Consider the following 23,379-nt stretch of genomic DNA (forward strand, 5'->3'; position numbering starts at 1 on the left):
ATTCCATTAGTTTGATAATAAATGATGTAACTTCGATCCAAATTCTTTGCTTTTTGTAACCAATGAAATTGTTCTAGTTCTTCCAAAATTATTAATTGGTAAGGCAAAAAGCTGAAGATGACCGATATTTTTAGCCATTAACTCTGGTACAATCGTTATTCCCATACCAGAAGTTACAGCTCCAAAGATAAAATCCCCAAAGTTCACTTCGCTTATAATATTAGGCTTATAGCCAAGCGCATGTATTTGTTCTACTATCTCCTTCCTTGAATCACAGGGAGCTTGATGAACAATAAGTGGCTCCTCACATAATTCTTCAAGATCCACTGCTGTTCTTGAATTAAAACGATGATTCAACGGAAACACAGCATAGTAAGGCTCCGTAAACAACTCGCAACTCCACAAAGATTCCACCGCATATTTTGCATCCACAAAGACTGCATCAAGTCTACCTTTTTGTAAAGATTGCAACAGTTCATTTGAAGTATTTTGAATCATTAACGTTATTGGTCGATCTAATTGCTTAAGTTCATTCATTTTGTTTGGCAAATAGTAAGTAGCTAAGCTAGGCAGACCACCGATTGCAATAGGATTACTCTGACTAAATTGCTGCAATTCTTCACGAATAGCTGTTAATTCAGTCAAAACTGGTGTAATGCGAGTGTAAAAACGTTCACCAGCTTCAGTTAATTCGATACCAATGGAGGTCCTATGAAATAGCACGATGCCAAGACTATTCTCTAAATTTTTTATATGTTTACTTAGTGCAGGTTGGGAAAGATTCGTGATTTGAGCAGCTTTAGAAAAACTTTTTTGATTGGCAGCAGCAATAAAACTGTGTAACCATTCTACATTCATTATTTTCACTCCATACCTTATAACGATTTGTTATACCCTTATAAAATAGTGATTGTTCCATATTCAAGGTTTTTTAGTAATCTATTTAATATAGAAGATGCTTCGATTATAACATAACGTTATAGGTCATCTATCAAATCGACAAAATACTAAGCATCTTTATTTTTATGGAGGTTCATTATATGAAAAACGTTTTATTATTATCATTCGGTATGTTTGCCCTAGGCTTTGATGCCTATGTGATTGCAGGGCTTCTCCCAGGAATTAGCGATACATATCAAAAAAGCACATCACAAGTTGGCCAGGCAGTGAGCATTTTTACATTATTTTACGCTATCTCAGCGCCGTTATTTTCTTCTTTACTTGCTGGAAAACCAATAAAAAAAATCTTAATAGGATCAATGCTTATCTTCACAATAGCGAATAGCATTACAGCTTTAGCGCCGACCTTTTCTATTCTTCTTTTATCGAGAGCGATTGCAGGTACAGGGGCTGGTTTATTTTCTCCATTAGCTGTTGCGGCCTCTTCAAAGTTTGTTTCTAGTGAGAGGAGAGGGCGAGCTCTAGGATTGACTATTGGAGGAATGAGTATGGGAACAGTACTTGGGGTTCCTTTAGGTATATATATATCCAACTCATTTGATTGGAAATTAACGCTTTGGCTATTAGTTATAATCGGTGTTATTTCTGTATTATGTATGTATATATTTCTTCCCAATTTCCCAGCAACACCTCCCCCTGCACTAAACGAACGATTAAAAATGTTCTTAGATAAAAGAGTAACTATAACTGTATGGATAACATTTTTCGCCAGTGTTGCTAGCCTAGGATTGTACACATATCTATCTCCCCTATTAGAAGAAATGGCAAGCTCCAGCAATTTAACGATGTATCTTTGGGCATGGGGACTCGGTGGCTTGTTTGGAAGTTTAATGATCGGTTACTTGATCGACTATTTCGGGAAACCAAAAACTTTAGTTTCAATCATTTTAATCACTTTAACTTTATCCATTATCTGTATACCATTAATGCTTAACTTACCGATATTAAAGTACTTACCGTTCTTTGTCTGGGGAGCAATGGGTTGGGCATGTCAAGCACCTCAACAACATATTTTACTATCATATCAGCCGAATAACGGGAGTTCGGCAGTGGCATTAAACAGTTCTGTTAATTATTTAGGCAGCGCAATAGGTGCAAGCTTAGGTGGGATTGTACTGTCCTTGCAGATTGGAACAATAACCTTGATTTATTTTGCGATATTCTCTATGTTATTCGCAATTTGTTTACAGTTTTATAGTATGAAGAACAAATTTAGCGTATAAACCTATTTAACAATTACGATTCTAACTGTCGCTTCGATGACATTATTTATCGATTCGGTGGTTAGAATTGTAACTTTGACGGGGCTATCCATCATTTTGGAGGTCCTATCCGCAACTTTGACGATTCTATCCACCATTTCGGAAGTTCTATCTATCATTCTGACGATTCTATCCACCATTTCGGAAGTTCTATCCATCATTTTGACGGTTCTATCCACGATTTCAGAGGTTCTATCCACCATTTTGACGGTTCTATCCACGATTTCAGAGGTTCTATCCACCACTTCAGCCGAGCTATCCATCACTAAGAGTTATATGGTACATTACTACCATTATCGAGGCAATGGCATTTGAGAAAGCTACCGCCTGCATTAAATGGGAACTCCTATTTTTGTTTCTATTTTTATTGGTAAGTCTGTTTTTGGTTTCTGCTTGTACAAATGGTAAAACGCAATCATTAGAAGCCTTTTATAAGGATGCAAAAATTGAAAATATAGATAAAGTGATCATCCATTTTGATAGTAAAAGAAAATTTAAATTTACACTAAGTGAAATTGATAATACCTACTATGATTCAAACCCAGATATTCATCCTATTGTAGAGAACTATTACAAACAGTTGGGAATTGTAGAAGAGTAAAGATTTTAAAAAATAATGATTTCTATATTTTGAGGTCTTTTTTCTGGCTGATTTCGTAAAGATTGTTGCTCTTCAATTAACGGAGCAGTTTACTTTAAGAAGCATATTATTTTAAACTACGATATAATTCTCAACTTTAAAGACATTACCATCCAAAATGTATAATATAGTTAATTGCTCTTTTTGACAGACCCTCGTCTGTTCGGGTGGCACAGGAATCGTGCTCAATTAAGCATCTTTCAACAATAAAAGATAGTAGTTCTTATGAAGGAAATGTTGTTTTACCCGTTATGCAATAAACTGGGTGCTTAAATTGGATAATGCTCATTTAATTGATCAAACTTTTTTATAAAAACCTCATACTCAGTTATGAAATTTCTAAATTTTTCAATAAAAATGCGGAGGATACTTTTATTTTAGAGGGGGATGAGTCTAGTGCAGTCTAACAGAAAAAAAACGATAAGTATTTGGTTGTGCGTTGCGATTATAGTTGTAATTAATTTGTTTGTTGCTCTATTTGAACGGCCATACTCATACGGGTCTATACCTATGAGTATAATTTTGTTTTTGGGAGTTATCCGATATTACAATGGAAAAAGAGAACGAGATAATTGAATCAAACTAAAAGGTAGATTCAATCTACACGTTTTGTAGATTAAATCTGCCTTTTAGTTTAACAGCAACAATTTTTTTGAAAACAGCCTTTTTTTTTCACATTATAGCATAATCTCAACCTATGATTCGAGTATTGCCACGCTGGAATAATCATTTGCACTTTGACAATTCTATCTCTTCACTCTGACGGAATCTATCCGTCATTTTGGTTGGGCTATCCGTTACTTTGACTATTCTGGTGGGGCTATCCATCACTTTGAGACTTTTATCCGTCGGTTTCGCTTTTCTTTCCACCGCTCCACGACTCCTATCCGTCATTACGGCGAGATTTATCCGTCTTTGACGATTTTTCTTATCATTTTGAGTCTTTCTATTTCGACTGCTCTTATAATCGAGTGGGAGAGTGTGATTAACTCCCGACTTGCACCCTATAGTTCATACGTATATCGTGCGCACACATAAAACTCAACTAATCTAATTAGTTGAGTTTATTATGAAACACATATTTACAATTTTTTCTTAAACGATTTAAAATATCACTTGCTAAAATTTTGTATCAATAGCGCTCTTTTTAAAAAAATTTTTAAATCACATGTATTAAAATTCGAGAAATTTGTTGCATATCTTATTGGACCAATTTTGAATAAGAAAGCACAAATTATTATTCAGCTTTTTTCACCATAAAGCAAACGAGCATACATGGTTCACTGCTATTATTAACGCACCAGTGCTCTTCGCCTGCAGGGATTAGTGTTGCATCTCCAGCCTTTTCCACACTGTATTCACCATTACTGTATGTTTCTATTTCTCCACTGAAAATATAAGAATACTCATCTTCATCATGACAGCTCATGCCTACAGTAGGAATTCGTTCGCCAGGTGTTAGAGAAATAACACTCATGCTCACTTCTTGAAAATTTCCCTGTTTTGTAAAAAGTTTCTTCATTTCATAAATTGGCATGCCAATGGGCTCGACTTGATTAATATTAATTTTTTCCATTCTATTTTACCACCTATTCTTTTTGGAGTTTTGGATCCAGGAAATCTCGTAGACCATCTCCTACGAAGTTAGCACCTATAGATATTGAGAAAATAGCTAACCCTGGGAATGTGGATACCCACCAATTTTGAATAACTTTTGCCCCATCTGATACCATTGAACCCCACTCAGGTGTAGGCGGCTGTGTTCCTAGTCCAAGGAAGCTTAATCCAGAAAACATCAAAATTGCATTCCCTAGATCAAGTGTTGCCATAACCAATAATGGACCAAAGCTATTCGGTAAAATCTCTAAAAATAGAATTCGAATATGTGAAGCACCCATCACACGAGAAGCAGTAACATACTCACTTTCTTTTAAGGAGATAACCATTGAACGCATTAATCTTGCATAATTTGGCCACCATATAATGGCCATTGCAATTACTGAGTTTATGATACTTGGACCAAGTGCTGCTGCAATTACCATCGCTAAAATAAGTGGTGGAAATGCCATAATAAGCTCTGAGAAACGCATCATTATTTCGTCTACTTTCCCGCCTTTATATCCTGCTATTCCCCCATAGAAAATACCAAAAGAAAAGGCAATTATCACGGTAATAATACCTGCTGATAAAGAAATTCTTGAACCATACATAACACGTGAGAATACATCACGCCCCAACTCATCAGTTCCAAAGAAATGTGAAAAGCTCGGTGGCTGGTATCGAATGGATAAATCTTGTACAGTTGTACTATGTGTAGCGATTAATGGTGCAAAAATGACAACAATAATCCAAAATGCACAAATGAATAGTCCCAGTTTAAAAAGAAATCCTTTTTGAGTGATAAAAGAGCTAAATTTTCTCATTATTTATACCTCACCCTCGGATCAATAATCCCATAAAGGATATCAATTAGTAGATTAATAACAACATAAATAAAAGCAATTAATAATGAGACGCCGCATATAGCTGGGAAATCGAGTGAAACAGCAGATAGGTAGGCATATTGTCCAATTCCTGGCCAAGCAAAAATATTCTCAACTAGCACCATTCCACCCAGTAAATTACAAAATCCTATTCCAGCTACTGTAATGACCGGTATCATTGCATTTGAAATCGCATGTTTAACGATAATCGCAGATTCCTTAAGACCTTTAGAACGAGCTGTACGTATGTAATCCATTGACAACACTTCAAGCAAATTAGATCTTGTTTGACGAGCAATTAATCCCATAGTAAAGAATCCTAACACCGTTCCTGGCAGAATCAAGTGCATAGCCACATCACCGAATAATTGAAAATCCCCACTAATAAGTGAATCTAGTAAAAGTAATCCTGTTCCCCCTTCAGGAGTTGTTGCTCGTGCATCAATTCGGCCAGGTCCAGGCGTAATGCCTAAAACTGAAGAAAAAATATTGAGCATGATTAAAGCAAACCAAAAGCTTGGTATGGATACCCCACTAATAGAAACAGTACGGATGATATGATCAATAGCCTTATTTCTGAAAATGGCAGAGATTGTTCCAAATAGAATACCTAATACTAAGGCAATCACCATCGCTACTATCGATAATTCCAATGTTGCTGGGAAGAACTGCATTAAATCATCAAACACAGGTCTACCTGTTCGTATTGATGTACCCAAATCACCAGTCAATAAGTGTTGGAAGTACAGAAGTAATTGACTAAAAAGCGACTGATCTAGTCCCCACTTCTCTTTAAAAGCAGCAACAATTTCAGGATTATTCAATGCACTTTGGCTCAAATTGGCAGCAACCGGATCACTTGGCACTAAATGCGAAAGAATAAAAACGAAAAGTGCCACACCAAATAATAAGAAAAGCAGAAACAATAGACGCCTAGCAATAAATCTAAGCAAATCGGATCACACTCCCAACTAAAATACAACTTCCTAGTAAATCTCAATAAATAGCTACTGTATATAGTTACCTACATACAAGTAGCCGCTTAATCATAGACAATTATTTTGAAAGCTTTAATTCATTTAATCGTAATTTATAAAGGTCGTTATACGTAACACCTTCAAGGTTAGCACCTACAGCAAATGATTTAGGGTGCTGTACTAAGAATGCATATGGACTATTCTCAGCCATTATTTCCTGCATTTTCTCGGAAATTTCCGCACGTTTTGTATCATTAATTTCCACTTTCGCTTGTTCAGCTAAACTTACTAACTCTGCATTAGCTGAAGGTTCCCAGTTCGCACGTTTTCCTACAATATCACCTGGAATAAATGCTAATTGGTTGTTTAAATCATAGTAGTCAGGTGACCAGTGCATAACTAGAAATGGCGTTTTCCCATTCCGATAGTCTTCGATAACAACCCCAACATCTCCAGTTTGAATTTCCACATTAATATTAATTTTTGCAAGATCTTCTTTTACTTTTTCAGCAATTGTTACCCATGAAAGTCCTTGTGAATCGTAATTAGCAGCTGTTAGAGGTACGGTAAAGCCCTTTTCATACCCTGCCTGTTTCATCAAATCCTTTGCCTTTTCTAAGTTTTGATAATTATCTGGTCTAGATTTTGCACCAACAAAACCATCTTGAACAAATGACATTGGTAATAATGCGCCATCGCCCGCTAATAGCTGGAAGCCTTTATAGTCAAGTGCGTAACGAACAGCTTGCTGAACAAGTGGATTCGCCATTTCTTTTCCTATTTCAGGACTATTATTCATTAGTAAGAAAGAAATTGTTGAAGTTGGTGAAGATACAACCTTCGAATTCCCACCCTCTTTGATGTTTTTCACTTGGTCAGGTCCAACGCTTAATGCTACGTCAATTTCACCTTTTTCAAGTGCTTGAATTTGAGTATTTGGATCCGGAATTTCTTTGATGATAATCTTACTCGCATTCACAGTACCCGTATAATACGGATTCTTTTCAAGAACCATCTCTGTATTTGGAGTCCACTTCTTCAATACATATGGACCACTGCCTGCTGATGTCCCATCAAGGTAAGTAGTTGCTGCATCAGTTGTACTTGCATCTTTTGCATCTGAACCACCTTGTCCCTTCACAACTTTGCTATCTACAACTGCAAAGGTATTACTTGTAAGTTTTGAAAGAAATGATGCATCCTTTTCCTTAAGATTGACGACAACAGTCTTGTCATCTGGCGCTTCCACGTTGACAACTCCTTCTGCAAGAGCAGAAGCATTGTCTTTTAAATTTATTGTACGATTAAAACTAAATACAACATCCTCTGCAGTTACAGCATTACCACTCGAAAATTTACGACCCTCCTCTAGCTTAAATGTATAAACAAGTCCAGATTCGTCTACTGTATATTCTTTTGCAAGGCCTGGCTTTGGTGTAAGTTCTGACCCTTCCAACGTGTATAAATTCTCATATGTTGCATAGAAATAGAAATTCCCAAACACTTCATAAGCACGGGCTGGATCTAATGTTTTCCAGTCAGAAGCAACCCCAATAACGATTGTATCCGTCTTAGATGTGCCTCCAGATTCATTGGTTTTTTCTTCATCTTTGCTACAGGCGAAAAGTGATAGAACTAATACCAATAGGATAGACAGTAAAGAAATTTTTTTCATATCTAAGTTCTCCTTTTATTAAAAAATTATATAGTATTACTTTGTATGCAAATGACATGCTGCAAAGTGCTTACTACCTGTTTGAATAAAGTCAGGCTCCTGTGTTTTACAAATATCCATTGCTACAGGGCATCTTGTATGGAACCGACATCCGGCAGGCGGATTAGATGGACTTGGAACATCCCCTGTAAGAATAATCTTCTCTCGATGTTCATCGCTAATATCTGGAACAGAGGAGAGGAGCGACTTTGTGTAAGGATGTTGCGTTTTTTCATATAGTTCATCACGAGTAGTTAATTCAACAATTTTACCTAAATACATAACTGCGACTCGGTCACTAATATGGTGTACAACGCTGAGATCATGCGAGATAAATAGATAAGTAAGGTTCAATTGTTTCTGTAAGTCCTCTAGTAAGTTAATTACCTGTGCTTGAATTGACACATCTAAAGCTGAGACAGGTTCGTCACACACTATAAGTTCTGGATCTAGTGCCAATGCTCTAGCAATTCCAACCCTTTGTTTCTGACCTCCTGACATTTCATGAGGAAATCTATCGAGGAAACGACTAGCTAGACCAACCATATCCATTAGTTCTTTAATTTTTGCTTCGCCATTTTGTATTTTATGAATTTTGAATGGTTCTAATAAAATTTGCTTAATGGTTCTACGTGGATTTAAGCAAGCAGATGGATCTTGAAAAATCAGTTGTGCCTTTTTGGCGAAATTTTTCCGTTTTGATTTTGAGAAATTTGTAATATCCTCGCCATTAAATAAAATTTCAGATCCCTGATCAGGTGTATATAGACCAAGTAAGGTCCTACCTAGTGTACTTTTACCACATCCACTTTCACCGACAAGACTAAATGTTTCACCCTTTCTTATCGTAAAAGAAACATCATCCACTGCTCTAAGTAAGCCTTTTTTTCCATCTGGGCTTTTAATATGAAAGGTCTTTTTTAAGTGTGAAACCTCTAAAATATTTTCTGAGCCATTGTGGTTTGATACCGCAGCTATGCTATTGGAATTATTTTGCATCATTTGCACCATCACCCTTTTCAGATCCATCATAAATAAAACATTTTACTTCACGACCATCTTCTAGTTGAAATAATGGTGGAGCTTCCAATTTGCATTTCTCTGTTGCATATTTACAACGAGGATGAAAACTGCAACCACTTGGCATATTCAAAGCGTCAGGGACAGTGCCTTCTATCGCTTCAAGTCTTTCCACTTTACTAGAGATTTTAGGTATGGCATTAAGCAATCCTCTTGTATACGGATGAAGAGGATCAGCAAATACTAACTCAGTTGGACTTTTTTCAACGATTTGGCCAGTGTACATGACTACTACTTTCTCACACATTTCTTTTACGACACCCAAATCATGGGTGATCATAATAATACTCATATTTCTCTTTTTCTTCAGACTGTTCATTAAATCTAAAATTTGCGCTTGAATAGTAACATCTAATGCAGTAGTAGGCTCATCGGCAATTAATAGTTTGGTATTACAAGCTAAAGCGATGGCAATCATAATTCTTTGTCGCATACCACCAGACATTTGATGTGGATATTCATGAAATCGCTGCTCAGGAGAAGGGATTCCTACCATTCTTAGTAATTCAATTGCATGATTTTTTGCCTCTTGTTTACTTACATCTTTTTGGTGAATCAAGATTGGTTCCATAATTTGCTTACCACAAGTATGTAAAGGATTAAGGGAGGTCATCGGCTCTTGAAATATCATTGATATAGAATTCCCTCTAATTTTCCGCATTTCATAAGGTGAAAGTTTTAACAAATCTAAACCATCAAAATCAATATTTCCAGTGATTTCAGTATTAGCATTTTGTAAAAGTCCCATTATAGTAAGGGAGGTAACACTTTTACCGCTACCACTTTCACCAACGATTCCTAATGAACTTCCTTGGGCTAGTTCAAAGTTTAAATTATCTACTGCTTTGACAACACCTTGGCGTGACTTGAATTTAATCGTCAAATCCTCCACTCTCAGTAATGTCATCAGTTTCACCTCTTTCAAAAGTATTGTTAAAAATAATTGCAAGAATAGATATACTACAGAAATAAATAGATTTATAATTCAGAAAATTTAACATGCTAAGCACGTAATTTAGCTTGAGGAACATGCTCGCAATCTTCCTTTTATGAAATTTATTTGTTTAGTTAAAAATAACTGGCGTGATTACGGAAAGTAATATAGTTTCCTGATTTAAAGGATTTTCCAATATATGAGGAAGACTTGAAGGGAAATGTATTGATTCTCCTTCACGTAAATAATATTCCGTCTGGTCAACAGTGAATAATACAGCCCCTTTTAGAACGTAATAAAACTCTTCACCTGGATGTTTATATGGTTCATTTTCCTTTTGGTGAGGCTTTATTGTTACGAGTAATGGCTCTATTTTTCTATCTGTAAAATTATTACTTAACCTAACATAAGTAGAATCAGAACTTTCTATTTTAAAAGGTTTTTGATTTTGCTTTTTCACTGCGTAATTTAGATTTTCCGTCTCTTCGAAGAAATGAATCATCTTCACTCCAAACGCGTCAGCAATCTTTTTTAATGATGTGATAGCTAGTGATGATGTTCCTCTCTCAATTTGGGATAAGAAACTAACAGATAAATCTGTTTTTTCACTTAATTCCTTTAAAGTCATACCATGTTCAAATCTTAATTGTTTTATTTTTTGAAAAATTTCTTCCATAACTTAATTCCTTTCTTTTAATAGAGGAATAATTACTGTATAACTGTAATTTATTTTAATTTTATCATAATTGTTATAAATGTAAATTAATTTTTAAAATATTCTTTATATTCGTAATATAATGTAACTTTAATATACCTTTGCAATATGGTGTCACTCTTTTATTTAATTGGTTAATGTCAAATTTAAAACGCATCCTAGGATGCGTTTTAGATTATCATCTAATTGCCTAATACTAGTATCCTACCAATTTGCGCTTTAATGGATTCCCAGTTTTTGATGATATGCTGACGTAAGCTTTGTACGGGTATCATATCTACTCCACGGCTTCCTTTATTCGCTTCCACTCGCTTTAATACTTGTATCATATTCGAACGTGCTAGAATTTTTAATTCAACATCACTATTTCGTTTCTTTCCGTGAATAGCTTGTCTATGCCCACAAGAACTATACGCGCTGGGCGCACGAAAAAAAACCGATCTCCTAAGAGATCGGTTTTTTATTTAAATGATTACTGAGCAGCTTTCGCGCGAAGAACCATTTGTAGGATACCACCGTGACGGTAGTAGTCTACTTCTACTTCTGAGTCGAAACGAGCTAAAGCTTGGAAAGTTTTAACTGAACCGTCTTCAGATTTAGCAGTAACTGTTAAGATTTCACGTGGTTTTACGTTGTCAGTAATGTTAACAGAGATTTCTTCTTTACCAGTTAAGCCTAAAGTTTCAGCAGATTCACCTGGCATGAATTGAAGTGGAAGAACACCCATCATTACTAAGTTAGAACGGTGGATACGCTCGTAAGATTGTGCGATAACAGTTTTCACGCCAAGTAGGAATGTACCTTTCGCAGCCCAGTCACGAGAAGAACCCATACCGTAGTCGTTACCAGCAAGTACTACTAAGCCAGTACCTTGCTCTTGGTATTTCATACATGCGTCATAGATGTACTCTACTTCACCTGTTGGCCAGTAAGTAGTGAAACCACCTTCTGTACCAGGAGCAACTTGGTTACGGATACGGATGTTTGCAAATGTACCACGCATCATAACTTCGTGGTTACCACGACGAGAACCGTATGAGTTGAAGTCACGGATTGCAACACCGTTTTCGATTAAATATTTACCTGCAGGTGTTTCTTTACCGATTGCACCAGCTGGTGAAATATGGTCAGTTGTAATTGAGTCACCGAACTTCGCCATAATGCGTAAACCATCTAAGCCTTTAATAGCTTCTGGTTCTTTTGCAAGACCTTGGAAGAATGGTGGGTTTTGGATGTAAGTTGATTTGTCATCAAATGTGTATAGAGACTCAGTTGATGTTTCAATTGCATTCCATTTTTCGTTCGCTGTGAATACAGTTTCGTATTCTTTTTGGAATAATTCACGGTTAACTACAGTACCTAATACAGCGTTAACTTCTTCAGTTGAAGGCCAGATATCAGCGAAGAATACTTCGTTGCCATCTTTATCTTTACCGAATGAATCTTTTTGTAGGTCGACATCCACAGTACCAGCAAGTGCATAAGCAACTACAAGTGGTGGTGAAGCTAAGTAGTTAGCTTTTACAAGTGGGTGTACGCGACCTTCGAAGTTACGGTTACCAGAAAGAACTGATGTTACGAATAAGTCGTTATCTTTGATAGCGTCTTCGATTTCAGGAAGTAATGGACCTGAGTTACCGATACATGTTGTACAACCGTAACCTACTGTGTTGAAACCGATTTCGTCAAGGTAAGTTTGTAAACCTGAATCTTCTAGGTAACCAGTTACTACTTTAGAACCTGGTGCTAAAGAAGTTTTTACCCATTTAGGCACAGTTAGACCTTTTTCTACAGCTTTTTTCGCCACTAAGCCCGCAGCAATTAATACGTATGGGTTAGATGTATTTGTACAAGAAGTGATTGCAGCGATTGCTACAGCACCTGTTGGGATTTCTACATCACCTTCAGCAAATTTAGCTACAGAAGTTTTTGCGAATTCATCTTCAGTTAAACCGAAACCTTGTGTACCTTGTGGTGCCACTACTACTTCTTTGTAACGAGTACGCATTTGAGATAGTGGAATTAAGTCTTGTGGACGTTTTGGACCAGAAAGGTTTGGTTCAATTTCAGCTAAGTTTACTTCTAATACGTCAGTGTAAACTGGCTCTAATGATGGATCGAAGAACATGTGGTTAGACTTTAAGTAAGATTCTACAACCGCGATGTGCTCTTCGTCACGACCAGTTAAACGCATGTAGTTTAATGATTCTTCGTCAATTGCGAAGAAACCACATGTAGCACCATATTCAGGAGCCATGTTAGAGATTGTCGCACGGTCAGCTAGTGGTAATTTAGTTACGCCAGGTCCGAAGAACTCAACGAATTTACCAACTACGCCACGTTGACGTAATACTTGTGTTACTTTTAATGCTAAGTCAGTAGCAGTAGTTCCGTTTGGAAGATCGCCAACTAATTTAACACCAATAACTTCTGGGATTGGGAAGTATGAAGGTTGACCAAGCATACCTGCTTCAGCTTCGATACCACCAACGCCCCATCCAAGAACGCCGATACCGTTGATCATTGTTGTATGTGAGTCAGTACCTACTACTGAATCTGGGAAAGTTTCGAATGTACCGTCAGCATTTTCGTTTACGTGTACAACTGGAGCTAAATACTCTAAGTTTACTTGGTGAACGATACCAGTTGCTGGTGGTACAGCACGGAAGTTATTGTAAGCAGTTTGAGCCCATTTTAAGAAGTTATAACGCTCAGCGTTACGTTCGAATTCAAGGTCCATGTTTGCTGCTAGTGCAGATGCATTACCGTATTTGTCAACTTGTACTGAGTGGTCAATTACAAGGTCAACTGGAATAGCAGGGTTGATTTTGCTTGGGTCGCCGCCCATTTCTTTCATAGCAGAACGTAGAGAAGCAAGGTCAACTACTACTGGTACACCAGTAAAGTCTTGTAATACTACGCGAGAAGGTTTGAATGGTACTTCAGCTTCTGGATCTGCACCGTTACCCCATTTTGCTAATTCGTTTACGTGCTCTTCTTTGATAACATATGCATCATATTGACGTAAAACTGATTCTAATAATACTTTGATTGAGTAAGGAAGGTTTGAAACTTTTGCAACGCCAGCTTTTTCAATCGCAGCTAAGTTATAGTAATTATAAGTTTTACCATTAACTTCGAATGATGCGCGGCTGTTGTGTAAATTACCTTGTGCCATTTGCGGATCCCCCTAAATATCTTTTTGAAAAGGCCTATATAAATTTTTAAAGCATCTTTTCTCCAATACCCATGATAGCGCATTTATATTCATAAGTAAATTACATTAATATTATCTTTTTCAATAAGTAATTCTTATGACCTTAGTTTGCATCCTAATGTTTTAATTTTTTGATGTGCATAATATGAAGGTTTCGCTAAAAAGAAATTTTTATACCTTTATAATGAGGTGTATTTAAATGTTTTTACCTGTGGTACAAATTGAAGTACAAACAGAAGTACGGGGAGTTTTTTATTAATTGTACCACAGTAAAAAAAGGTAAATCAAAAACTATAAAATAAACTATCCAGACAGGAGTATTTAATAGTAGGAACGTAAGCAAATAAATCAAATTACATTATACAAGGATAATTAAAATTATATGTAATATAATTTCGTAACAATAACTTCACATTTCGTAATGTAGAAGCTGTCCCCTACCAAGTTTGTAGGGAGTGCCGTAACATGTTTTTTCATCGCCAGAAAACTAAGTACATACCTGTACGAGGCAAATTGAGCAAAGGTAAAGTTCATTGTTCATGTAGAATGTGTCAATACGAGCAGTATCACTCGATTCCAAAAGCTAAACATAAAGCAAAATTAAAAGCTACGGAACAGGAATAGACGATTATGTCTATTTCCTGTTTCTATGTCTATTCTTACGTTTTCCCCTCATATTGTTCATTAGTTTGCTGTAGCATTTAAGGACTCAAGTTAAATAGGACTACTTACAAAATGGATGGTATATCAAAAAATATTTAATAGTACATTTTTACAGGACCATCCGTATTATCTATGGATAAGATGGACAGGTAACTTTTTGTTTATTACAGGAATTGTATTAATCCCATTTGCTAAAGAATCTAATAAAAAATGTAGAAACCAGATAAATTTAATTAACAGGCTGTCTATGACAATCTTTTTTATCTCTACTCTTGCTGTTCCATATACTCAGATTGTTCAGTAACTAAATTCTATACTATTTGCAACAAATTTTTTATGTAACGACTCCTGTTAAAATATCTTTCTGACATGAACGTCATTCTTCCTCTTTCTTAAGTACTTTACATTTATGGTATAATCACTCAAAAAAGGGTTTTATTAGAATAATGTTTGTAATATTATTTTTTCTATTTGTAATTTGGTTTATGATTAAATTCATTAACTTGCAAGAGAAACAAAACAGCTTGCGGGAGGAACAAAACGAAATTCTAAGGAATATATCCGACAAGCTAGATAAGTAGTATACCTAAATGGGAAATCCCATCTTTTTTATTGCACATATTCTTTCAAAAATTCACCTAGCCCACCTGCACAATTTACTAATCTGTTCAAGCTCTTTCCCGGCTTCGTAGTTACCTATAAATCTTGCAACCTACCTTTGTCATTTTTCAGTAGGATCATATACTTTCGTTTTGGACATCCACGGCAATCTAAATAAAAAATGTGATCCTGTTGATTTATCAACTTTGTTCGACGCTTCCTGATTTCTTTGCTTCGTGTTCATGATTTAAACCTCAAACGCATGCTAAGAAAGTTTCGAAGTACTTTAAACGAGCTGGGAAGCGGCTAAAAATGGCGGTGGAAATCAATACCATACGAGACCTTTGAAAATGAATTAAGTCAGCTCCCTGTCAATTTCCATATGAATCGTACTTAAATGAATAATACTTCTCACATTTCAATGTGCCTCAAAATGCTTCAATTGATCCGTTCTCAATATATCGGCCAACATAGTAAAATGCGATACTTTTATTCAAGTATCGCACTCTGAAATTAATTAAAGTTTATTTTGTTTCCATTATTGCATAGTAATTATTTTCATTATCTGCAAAATTAAATACCCTACCTGAAGGCATATTTACAATTTCTCCGACGATAATGTTTTTGTTTAATAAATCATTATATAATTTGTCGATATCTTCCGAGAAAAACATCAAAGAAGGTGTACCAAGATTCATTTCAGGTTGCATTTTAGCAATTAATTCCTTATTATGGAGAATAATTTTTGTTTCCGCTTCTTTAGTTGGAGCAATTTCAATCCATTTCATTCCTTGACCGTTATCTTCCTCTGAAATTACACTAAACCCTACTTTTTCTGTCCAAAACTCTTTTGCTTCATCCTGGTTATTAACATACAACATGATTTGACCGACTTTATTAATCATTGATTTTTACACTCCCTTAAAGATGTTCTTAAATTTTACTTATCTAAAAAAGCTTTACTATTACTTTAGCGACTGCACATGCTCATTCAAACGGTCCCAAGTTTCTGTGATTCCTTGTAGCATGCCCATATCCATAACAGTCTGAAGTGCCTCCGCAGATACATATTCTGCACGATTTATCAGCTTAGTCTTTCCATCTAAATCAACGAATTCCAATGTATTCTCCGTCGACGGCATGGAATCATTCAAATTGCCCTCAGCATCCGAAAAGTAATCGGTATAGCTGATTTTCTCAGGCTCTATAATCTCCTTATAAATCCCTTTTCCCCACGCTTCCATACCAAAAAAGTCACCTAGGTTTTCATCGACGCACTTCATACAGTAGTGCCAAACGCCTCCCGGACGGAAATCAACGGTGCAGACTGGGATTTCCCATCCTCTCGGCCCCCACCAACGTTTCAAATGCTCTGGCTCTTTAAACATCTTGAATAATAAATCTCGTGGAGCATCGAAAACGCGCTCCAGTATAAGTACGCGATCGTTTTCTACTCTTGATACCATTGAATTATTTGACATCGTAATTCCTCCTTGATGATGAAATGGTTTTATAATTTTTCTTTTTTCTGCAATTCCTTCAAATACTCATCTAAATTATCGAATCTTTCTTGCATTACACTCTGGAAGGACTGTATCCAAGAATCCAGCGCTTGGAATGGCTCGGGTCGGAGCTTGTAGATTCGACGGTTAGCTTCAGCCTGCACTTCCACAATCCCATTGTCGCTAAGAACTTTTAGATGCTTTGAAGTTTGGGGCTGCCTCAATCCCAGTTGGTCGGCAATCTCACCCACGGTTAGAGGACCCTGGCGCAGGAGTTCGACGATATTCATACGATTTGGTTCAGACAAAGCGCTCAACGTCGTTATGTTTACTCCTGGAATTTTCCCTGACATGTCGCTCACCTCGTAAAATGATGGTCGCCGGTATAATATCATCTACATCAGCACAGGTTTTATGATCCTGTTGACTCGAGTATACCTAAAGAGGAATATTCCTGTAAAGGAATATTAAAATGAAGCATTCCTGACAAATCTATTAATTTTGAAGTAAAAACGGACATATTAATAGCATGCTTATGCGTCATAAAAGAATAGTTAACTTCAAAAGATGTTATTCCATCATTTTTTCACTCAATATGTCCTTCTATGTTGCCAAAACCCAAATTTCACCATGACGACAATCCGATTAAAATTCGTATGAATCTGACATTAGGAGCAAATGCTTTAGTTATGTCAACAGTTTTAGAGTCCATTGTAGCGATTATGGTTCTTATTTTCTCAAATAAGACAAAAAATTTTAATTGAACGATTAATGCATAATGAATTCATTAAAACAGACATTATAGGATAGCATCCTTGTTAATTTATGAAAAAATAACTCCATCACCTTCTCTAGGAGGAAAAAATGAATATAAAATTACGTCTTAAAATAATGATTTTTCTACAGTTTTTTATTTGGGGATCTTGGCTTGTGACATTTGGTTCTTATATGATCAATACGTTGAATTTTACTGGCGCGCAAGTTGGAATCGTATATAGTTCTAACGGTCTTGCAGCCATTATTATGCCAAGTCTTATAGGCATTATTGCAGATCGGTGGGTAAAGGCAAATGTGTTATACGGAATATTGCATTTCCTCGGTGCGATTACCCTATTTATAGCTGCTCAAATTTCAGATCCCACAATGATGTTTTGGGTAATACTATTTAACTCAATCGTTTATATGCCAACACTTGCTTTATCGAATACAATTTCTTATTTTTGCTTGGAAAACAAAGGCTTTGATGTTGTAAAGGACTTCCCACCTATTCGTGTCTATGGAACAATTGGTTTTATTCTTGCGATGTGGATTATTAGTCTTGCCAAAATTGAATTAAGTAATATTCAGCTATTTATAGCTAGCGGCTCTTCATTGTTACTTGCACTATACACAATTACTCTTCCACCCTGCCCAACTTCCAATGTTATAAAGGACAAGTCGTTGGTAAGCCTTTTGGGACTTGATGCTTTTGTTCTTTTTAAAGACAAAAAAATGGCTTTGTTTTTAATTTTTGCAATGCTATTAGGTGTTGCACTTCAAATTACCAATACATTTGGTGATCCATTTTTACACGACTTTGCGTTGAACCCTGATTATAAAAATAGCTTTGCTGTTAAATACCCAGCTATTTTATTATCAGTGTCACAAATTTCAGAAGTATTCTTTATTCTGACCATTCCATTTTTCTTACGTAAGTATGGCATTAAAAAAGTAATACTGATCAGTATGGTGGGTTGGACATTACGTTTTGTTTTGTTTGGGTATGGAAGCCCAATCGGCGGAGGATTTTTACTATTGTTGTTATCAATGATTGTTTACGGTTGTGCCTTTGATTTCTTTAATATTTCGGGAGCCATTTTTGTAGAAAAAGAAGTCGATCATCGAATTCGCGGTAGTGCTCAAGGATTATTTAGTACAATGGTCAATGGCATAGGCGCCTATTTAGGAGCTGTCATTAGTGGAAAAGTAGTTGATTATTTCACAGTTGACGGAATAAGAAATTGGCAAAATATTTGGTTGGTTTTCGGGGCGTATACGCTCGTTTTGGCATTCATTTTTGCAATTACTTTTAAATATAATCATGACAGTAATGCAATGAAAAATGTAACAACGAAACAGTGATTCAATGGAAATTATACTTTCAAGTAAAAGAAAGAGCCTTACCTTTATTCAAGGTATAAGGCTCTTTTACTGTAATAAAATATTTACTAATGGAGTCCAAAGAACTACCCAAAATCCGCAAAAGATTAAACGAAATAACGTTTTCTCCACTCTTCAAGAGACATCTCATTAAAACTCTCAACATCATCTAGTCTCAATGGTGTAATTAATTCTAATGAATTACCATCTGGGTCTGAAAAGTAAATTGCAGCATGTGCATGAGGATAATTTGATAGTACTAAAGGTTGATGTTCAGAAGTAAGGCCAAATTCTGTTCGAACTTCAATGCCAATGGAAGACAACCACTCTTTTACATGCTCAAGATCTTCTTCTTCAATTTTAAACGCCAAATGTCGGATAGATGGATGGTATTTTAAGTGAACACTATCGCTCTCCCATAATCCTAACCAGCTTTCTCCTTTAACGATCCAAAAGAAAGCAACTTTTCCTTTTTGATAGGCGAGTTCTAACCCTAATTTTTTATAAAATACAATCGAGTTTTCTAAATTACTAACTGGTAAATGTGCTTCATATAAACCTTTTATCATGTCAATATTCTCCTGTTTCATCATTATTTATGAAATAGTATATTAAAAGCACAAACCATTTACATCAATCTTTCGTCTGAAATATTAATGATTTCCAAATAAATCAAATTTCTTCATAGCTCCAGCTCAAATTCGGAAGAACAATTCACTAGGAAGAAACTGTGTAAACAAATTAAGTATCAGACCTAAATGTATCAATTGCCACAACAATAAGATAGATTGTGAAAACAATCATCGCGACAACGCTACCGATTCTAATCAATTTGATTTGAATATCTGATAATTTCGAGCAATCTGAGGATCGTCCTGAAAAAACGATTGACTCTCTACAGTGCGCTTAACTAAGAATCGATGAAGAGAGTGGAGCCTATAAGTTGGCCGTATGCTTCCATGTTAAGGAAACCAAAGCCAATGTTTCATTAATACGCAATGGCCTACAATCAAGTACATTGACTGTAGGCTTCTCGTTTATTAAAAAGATTCCGTTTCGTTTTTCATAACAAGTAACTTTAATGTATTGCTTAATTCTTGAATACGACTTGTTGTGTTCGTCATCATTTCTAGCATTTTATTTTCATCCTCCACTGAGTGCACAATCTCTCCTGTAGAAGTTGCATTTTGCTCGGTCATATCATTTAGTTTTTCAATCTGGAATTGGATTGTTTCAAACTGCGAAATGGCGCCGCTTAACTCATTCATCCCTCTAGTTAAATCAATATTGGCCTTCGTAAATGAATCTTTCAAAACATTGAAGAAGCTGCTCACATCTTGTAAAAGCATTTCACCTTTTTGTAACGCTTTTTCTCCGTCATCAGAGCATTGATATGCTTCTGTTGATTTTTCGAACAAAGTTCTCGTTACATTCGTAATGCTCACCGTAATAGCGGCACTTTCTTCTGCTAATTTCCGCACTTCATCTGCAACGATGGCGAATCCTTTACCATGTTCCCCAGCTCTTGCCGCTTCTATTGCAGCATTAAGAGCAAGTAGGTTCGTCTGTTCTGCAATATGCTGTATGCCCTTTAATAAGCTATCTACAGTTTTCAAGCTAGTCTGTAGCTCATTTACAGTTTCGGCTGTAGAACTCATCGCTTGATTCATCACGCCCATCTGCACCATCGCATCCTGCATTTTCTCCCACCCTACTAAAATCTCCTGCTGCAAATCAGTAGATTTAGAAACAGTATCCTTAGAAATAGCAAATGTTTCGGTAACAAAATACACAGATTCCTTCATCGTGCCATGAATCATTTGTAGACTAGATGACTCCTGCTGAATACTTGCGGAAATATCCTCTGTAGCTAAAAGAATTTGTTTACTCGTTCCAGTTATACTCCGCATTGTTTGTTGGAATTGTGTGACGTGCTCATCCAATGCTTGACTACTTTTTTCAATTTCCTGAAACGTATTCTCTAGCTGATGTAATGACGTTTTCACTTCATTTTGCTGAATTGCAGCATGCTCAATTAGTTCATTACCCCATTTTGCGATTAAATACAATGCAATAATAACACCATTCATAATCGCAAAAAGCGTAATGAAAACAACCATATCATTGGATGGCCCTAATAATGATTTAGAATTAGCAATATAAAGTATCAGGAAGCTGATGTCTGTTAGCACGCCAAAAAACACTAATAATTCTTTCTTAAAATAAAGAGCGATAATGGCCACCGAACAAATTAAAATATAATGTTTAGTTAATGAAAAGCTATCGACTAAAAATAACGTAAAAACAACGCTCGAAGGAATCATTCCAAAAATAAAGCCTTTAACGTATGTATTAATAGGTAAAAAATAATTACAAACAGCTAATGCAATTACGGCAAGTCCAACGAATAAGAACATAATGCCCCCTGAAAGTATCAAAGGTCCACAAATTAGCACAGCCAAAATCGAAATGATGGCTAAATTAACACGATGGACTTTTTGTGTATCGTAGCGAATTTTTTTCTCCATTAATAGATCCCCCTAAAAAATGAATGGACATTCAGTATATTTTTCTATTATTATAAAGTATAACCACTACTTTTTATAGATAAAAATTGCATATTAGAGAATATTTTACACTCAACAGAAACAAAGGGGGATTATTTAAATGGGGAGAGTCCAACAACTTGCACCAAATTTTTATTGTATTGATACACACGATTTAAATCGAGAACAGCGTACAAGCTCTTATTTGCTTATCGATGAAAAAATTACATTAATCGAGACTTCTGCTAGTCCTTCTATGCGATATATAGTAGAAGGTTTAGATGAGTTACATATTGATCTTGAGGATATTCAATATGTAATTGTTACCCATATCCATTTAGACCACGCTGGAGGTGCAGGCTTGTTTTTACAAAGCTGTCCAAATGCAACATTCGTTGTACATCCCCGAGGTGTATCTCATATGGTTGATCCTAGTCGTCTAATTGCAAGTGCCAAGAGTGTTTACGGGGCGGAGTTCGATCGTCTATTTGATCCGATATTACCTATCGATGCTGAACGCATTATAGAAATTGGACATGAGGAGGTACTATCTTTAGGTCAACATCAGCTAACGTTTTATCATACAGAAGGTCACGCAAAGCATCATGTATCCATGCTTTATTCGGCTACGAATGGATTGTTTGTAGGAGATACAACTGGTGTACGTTATCCAGAAATGGAGAGCGAATCAATTGATTTAATTATTCCCTCCACTTCACCGAATCAGTATGACCCAGATACAATGGAGCAATCTATCCAACTTTATGAAAAGTTAAATGCTTCAGAATTGTATTTCGGTCACTTCGGTGCATATAAAAATCCAGCTGAAGCTTACAGACAAGTGCGCTACTGGACACCGCTATTTCTAACTGAAGGGAGAAAAGCTTTAACGGTATCTAGTGATTTTAAAGAACAAGTACAATTTTTAGATGGTCGCTTAAAGGAGCTTTTGTATAACTACTTACAAGAAAATGGCATCGCAGAAAATCATCCGGTTTATCAAACAATCCCCTTCGATACAATTGTTTCGGCAATGGGGATTCTGGATTACTTAGAGAAAGAGAATTCTAAAATTTAAAGCATCTGCAGTGATGTAAACAGGAGAGGAGAAATCCTCTCTGTTTTCTTTTATGTTCTTTTTTCTTCAACTGTTAGGATATGTTTGATTTCATCAGGCAAGCAAGCAAGTTCGGATTTAAAGAACTCTGGGAATAGAAAGGTATCCTGAAGATTCGAAATAGGTAACCATTCTAAACTTTCTTCAATACCATCACTGGTGTAGCTTTCACACTTTACTTCAACTTCATTTGATTTCATTAAATAAAAGAATGATATTTCATGAAATTGCGTTTCTCCAAATGGACCACTCTGAACTGGAAAAAAGTTTTCATGAATAAACACTAAACGATCAACTTCAAAATGCACTTTAGTTTCTTCAAAGCATTCGCGGATAATGGCTTCTTCTAACGTTTCCTGTAATTTCACTCTTCCCCCAACTGAGTAGTAGTAAGAGTCACGATTATTTTTAACCATCAGCACTTTATCATCTCGGAGAATGATTGCGCCCCCCCTCATATTGAACACACCATCTTTAGTTGGGAATGTGATGTCATGCTTTTCTTCCATCTGAATCTCCTGCCTTTCAACTATAAACTCTATCACTCTATGTAGCCATCTTCTCGAAATTGCACTGAACTACATTTGCATTTATTCTTGATTCACTTACCGCGAGCTTTAAAGATTCAAAACTAGTACAAGCATTCCTCCCTCCCCAGATAACCTCAATTTAAAAACTTCTCATATTTTACCATATAAAAATACCATTCATTAAAGGCAAGACCAAAATACGTATACAGTTGTAAGTTCTTTAAATCTTTTTATTAAGATGCTGAACAGCTTTGTTAATATCTAAAAGGTATTGTTTTAGTCATTATTGAATATAGAAAT

General features: G+C 35.9%; 20 protein-coding genes. 4 read left to right on the forward strand and 16 right to left on the reverse strand.

Features of this window, described 5'->3' with window-relative positions; translation table 11 throughout:
• Positions 1–6: 6 nt before the first annotated feature.
• Positions 7–858 (reverse strand): LysR family transcriptional regulator, encoded by an 852-nt coding sequence (locus ABH968_RS20500; protein ID WP_370046982.1) that lies wholly within the window; start codon positions 856–858, stop codon positions 7–9.
• Positions 859–1,040: 182 nt separating this feature from the next.
• Here ABH968_RS20500 and ABH968_RS20505 point away from each other — a divergent pair, with 182 nt between their 5' ends.
• Positions 1,041–2,183 carry an MFS transporter gene (locus tag ABH968_RS20505; protein WP_370046984.1) on the forward strand — a complete coding sequence of 381 codons (1,143 nt, stop codon included), beginning with the start codon at positions 1,041–1,043 and terminating at the stop codon, positions 2,181–2,183.
• 343 nt (positions 2,184–2,526) lie between these two features.
• Positions 2,527–2,823, forward strand: coding sequence for a hypothetical protein (locus ABH968_RS20510; protein WP_370046986.1), 297 nt, complete (start codon positions 2,527–2,529; stop codon positions 2,821–2,823).
• A gap of 1,276 nt (positions 2,824–4,099) precedes the next feature.
• On the opposite strand, the gene ABH968_RS20515 is transcribed toward ABH968_RS20510, so the two are convergent.
• From ABH968_RS20515 to ABH968_RS20570, 12 genes are all read right to left on the reverse strand, one after another.
• Positions 4,100–4,438, reverse strand: coding sequence for a cupin domain-containing protein (locus tag ABH968_RS20515; RefSeq protein WP_370046988.1), 339 nt, complete (start codon positions 4,436–4,438; stop codon positions 4,100–4,102).
• Between the two features lie 13 nt (positions 4,439–4,451).
• Positions 4,452–5,285, reverse strand: coding sequence for an ABC transporter permease (locus ABH968_RS20520; RefSeq protein WP_370046989.1), 834 nt, complete (start codon positions 5,283–5,285; stop codon positions 4,452–4,454).
• Positions 5,285–6,298, reverse strand: coding sequence for an ABC transporter permease (locus ABH968_RS20525; protein WP_370046991.1), 1,014 nt, complete (start codon positions 6,296–6,298; stop codon positions 5,285–5,287). Before ABH968_RS20525 ends, ABH968_RS20520 begins: the two co-directional genes overlap by 1 nt.
• A 103-nt stretch (positions 6,299–6,401) precedes the next feature.
• Entirely contained in the window at positions 6,402–7,997 is a 1,596-nt protein-coding gene (locus ABH968_RS20530; protein WP_370046992.1) for an ABC transporter substrate-binding protein, read from the reverse strand.
• A 36-nt stretch (positions 7,998–8,033) separates the two neighbouring features.
• Positions 8,034–9,035, reverse strand: a complete 1,002-nt coding sequence (locus tag ABH968_RS20535) for an ABC transporter ATP-binding protein (RefSeq protein WP_370047065.1) — start codon at positions 9,033–9,035, stop codon at positions 8,034–8,036.
• Positions 9,025–10,023, reverse strand: a complete 999-nt coding sequence (locus tag ABH968_RS20540; protein WP_370046994.1) for an ABC transporter ATP-binding protein — start codon at positions 10,021–10,023, stop codon at positions 9,025–9,027. Before ABH968_RS20540 ends, ABH968_RS20535 begins: the two co-directional genes overlap by 11 nt.
• Positions 10,024–10,180: 157 nt before the next feature.
• The gene (locus ABH968_RS20545) at positions 10,181–10,726 is read right to left on the reverse strand and encodes a helix-turn-helix domain-containing protein (RefSeq protein WP_370046996.1); all 546 of its coding nucleotides are present in this window, start codon (positions 10,724–10,726) and stop codon (positions 10,181–10,183) included.
• A gap of 221 nt (positions 10,727–10,947) precedes the next feature.
• Complete coding sequence (locus ABH968_RS20550; protein ID WP_370046998.1) at positions 10,948–11,094, reverse strand: hypothetical protein; 147 nt, start codon at positions 11,092–11,094, stop codon at positions 10,948–10,950.
• 143 nt (positions 11,095–11,237) lie between these two features.
• The gene (gene acnA, locus ABH968_RS20555; RefSeq protein WP_370046999.1) at positions 11,238–13,943 is read right to left on the reverse strand and encodes an aconitate hydratase AcnA; all 2,706 of its coding nucleotides are present in this window, start codon (positions 13,941–13,943) and stop codon (positions 11,238–11,240) included.
• A 1,826-nt stretch (positions 13,944–15,769) separates the two neighbouring features.
• A complete protein-coding gene (locus tag ABH968_RS20560; RefSeq protein WP_370047001.1) occupies positions 15,770–16,150 on the reverse strand; it encodes a VOC family protein in 381 nt (126 codons plus the stop codon).
• Positions 16,151–16,210: 60 nt separating this feature from the next.
• On the reverse strand, positions 16,211–16,726 hold the full coding sequence (locus tag ABH968_RS20565) for an SRPBCC domain-containing protein (protein ID WP_370047002.1): 516 nt from the start codon (positions 16,724–16,726) through the stop codon (positions 16,211–16,213).
• A gap of 29 nt (positions 16,727–16,755) precedes the next feature.
• The gene (locus tag ABH968_RS20570) at positions 16,756–17,100 is read right to left on the reverse strand and encodes an ArsR/SmtB family transcription factor (protein ID WP_370047004.1); all 345 of its coding nucleotides are present in this window, start codon (positions 17,098–17,100) and stop codon (positions 16,756–16,758) included.
• Positions 17,101–17,611: 511 nt separating this feature from the next.
• Here ABH968_RS20570 and ABH968_RS20575 point away from each other — a divergent pair.
• Positions 17,612–18,868: a nucleoside permease gene (locus ABH968_RS20575; protein WP_370047006.1), complete on the forward strand. Its 1,257-nt coding sequence runs from the start codon at positions 17,612–17,614 to the stop codon at positions 18,866–18,868.
• A 125-nt stretch (positions 18,869–18,993) separates the two neighbouring features.
• On the opposite strand, the gene ABH968_RS20580 is transcribed toward ABH968_RS20575, so the two are convergent.
• Together ABH968_RS20580 and ABH968_RS20585 are read right to left on the reverse strand one after the other, a co-directional pair.
• A complete protein-coding gene (locus ABH968_RS20580) occupies positions 18,994–19,455 on the reverse strand; it encodes a VOC family protein (RefSeq protein WP_370047008.1) in 462 nt (153 codons plus the stop codon).
• Between the two features lie 471 nt (positions 19,456–19,926).
• Entirely contained in the window at positions 19,927–21,414 is a 1,488-nt protein-coding gene (locus ABH968_RS20585; RefSeq protein ID WP_370047010.1) for a methyl-accepting chemotaxis protein, read from the reverse strand.
• Positions 21,415–21,553: 139 nt separating this feature from the next.
• Here ABH968_RS20585 and ABH968_RS20590 point away from each other — a divergent pair, with 139 nt between their 5' ends.
• Entirely contained in the window at positions 21,554–22,510 is a 957-nt protein-coding gene (locus ABH968_RS20590) for an MBL fold metallo-hydrolase (protein ID WP_370047012.1), read from the forward strand.
• Positions 22,511–22,560: 50 nt separating this feature from the next.
• On the opposite strand, the gene ABH968_RS20595 is transcribed toward ABH968_RS20590, so the two are convergent.
• Positions 22,561–23,058 (reverse strand): NUDIX hydrolase, encoded by a 498-nt coding sequence (locus tag ABH968_RS20595; protein ID WP_370047014.1) that lies wholly within the window; start codon positions 23,056–23,058, stop codon positions 22,561–22,563.
• Positions 23,059–23,379: the final 321 nt, after the last annotated feature.

It is taken from the genome of Lysinibacillus sp. RC79, assembly GCF_041262405.1.
Classification (GTDB): domain Bacteria; phylum Bacillota; class Bacilli; order Bacillales_A; family Planococcaceae; genus Lysinibacillus.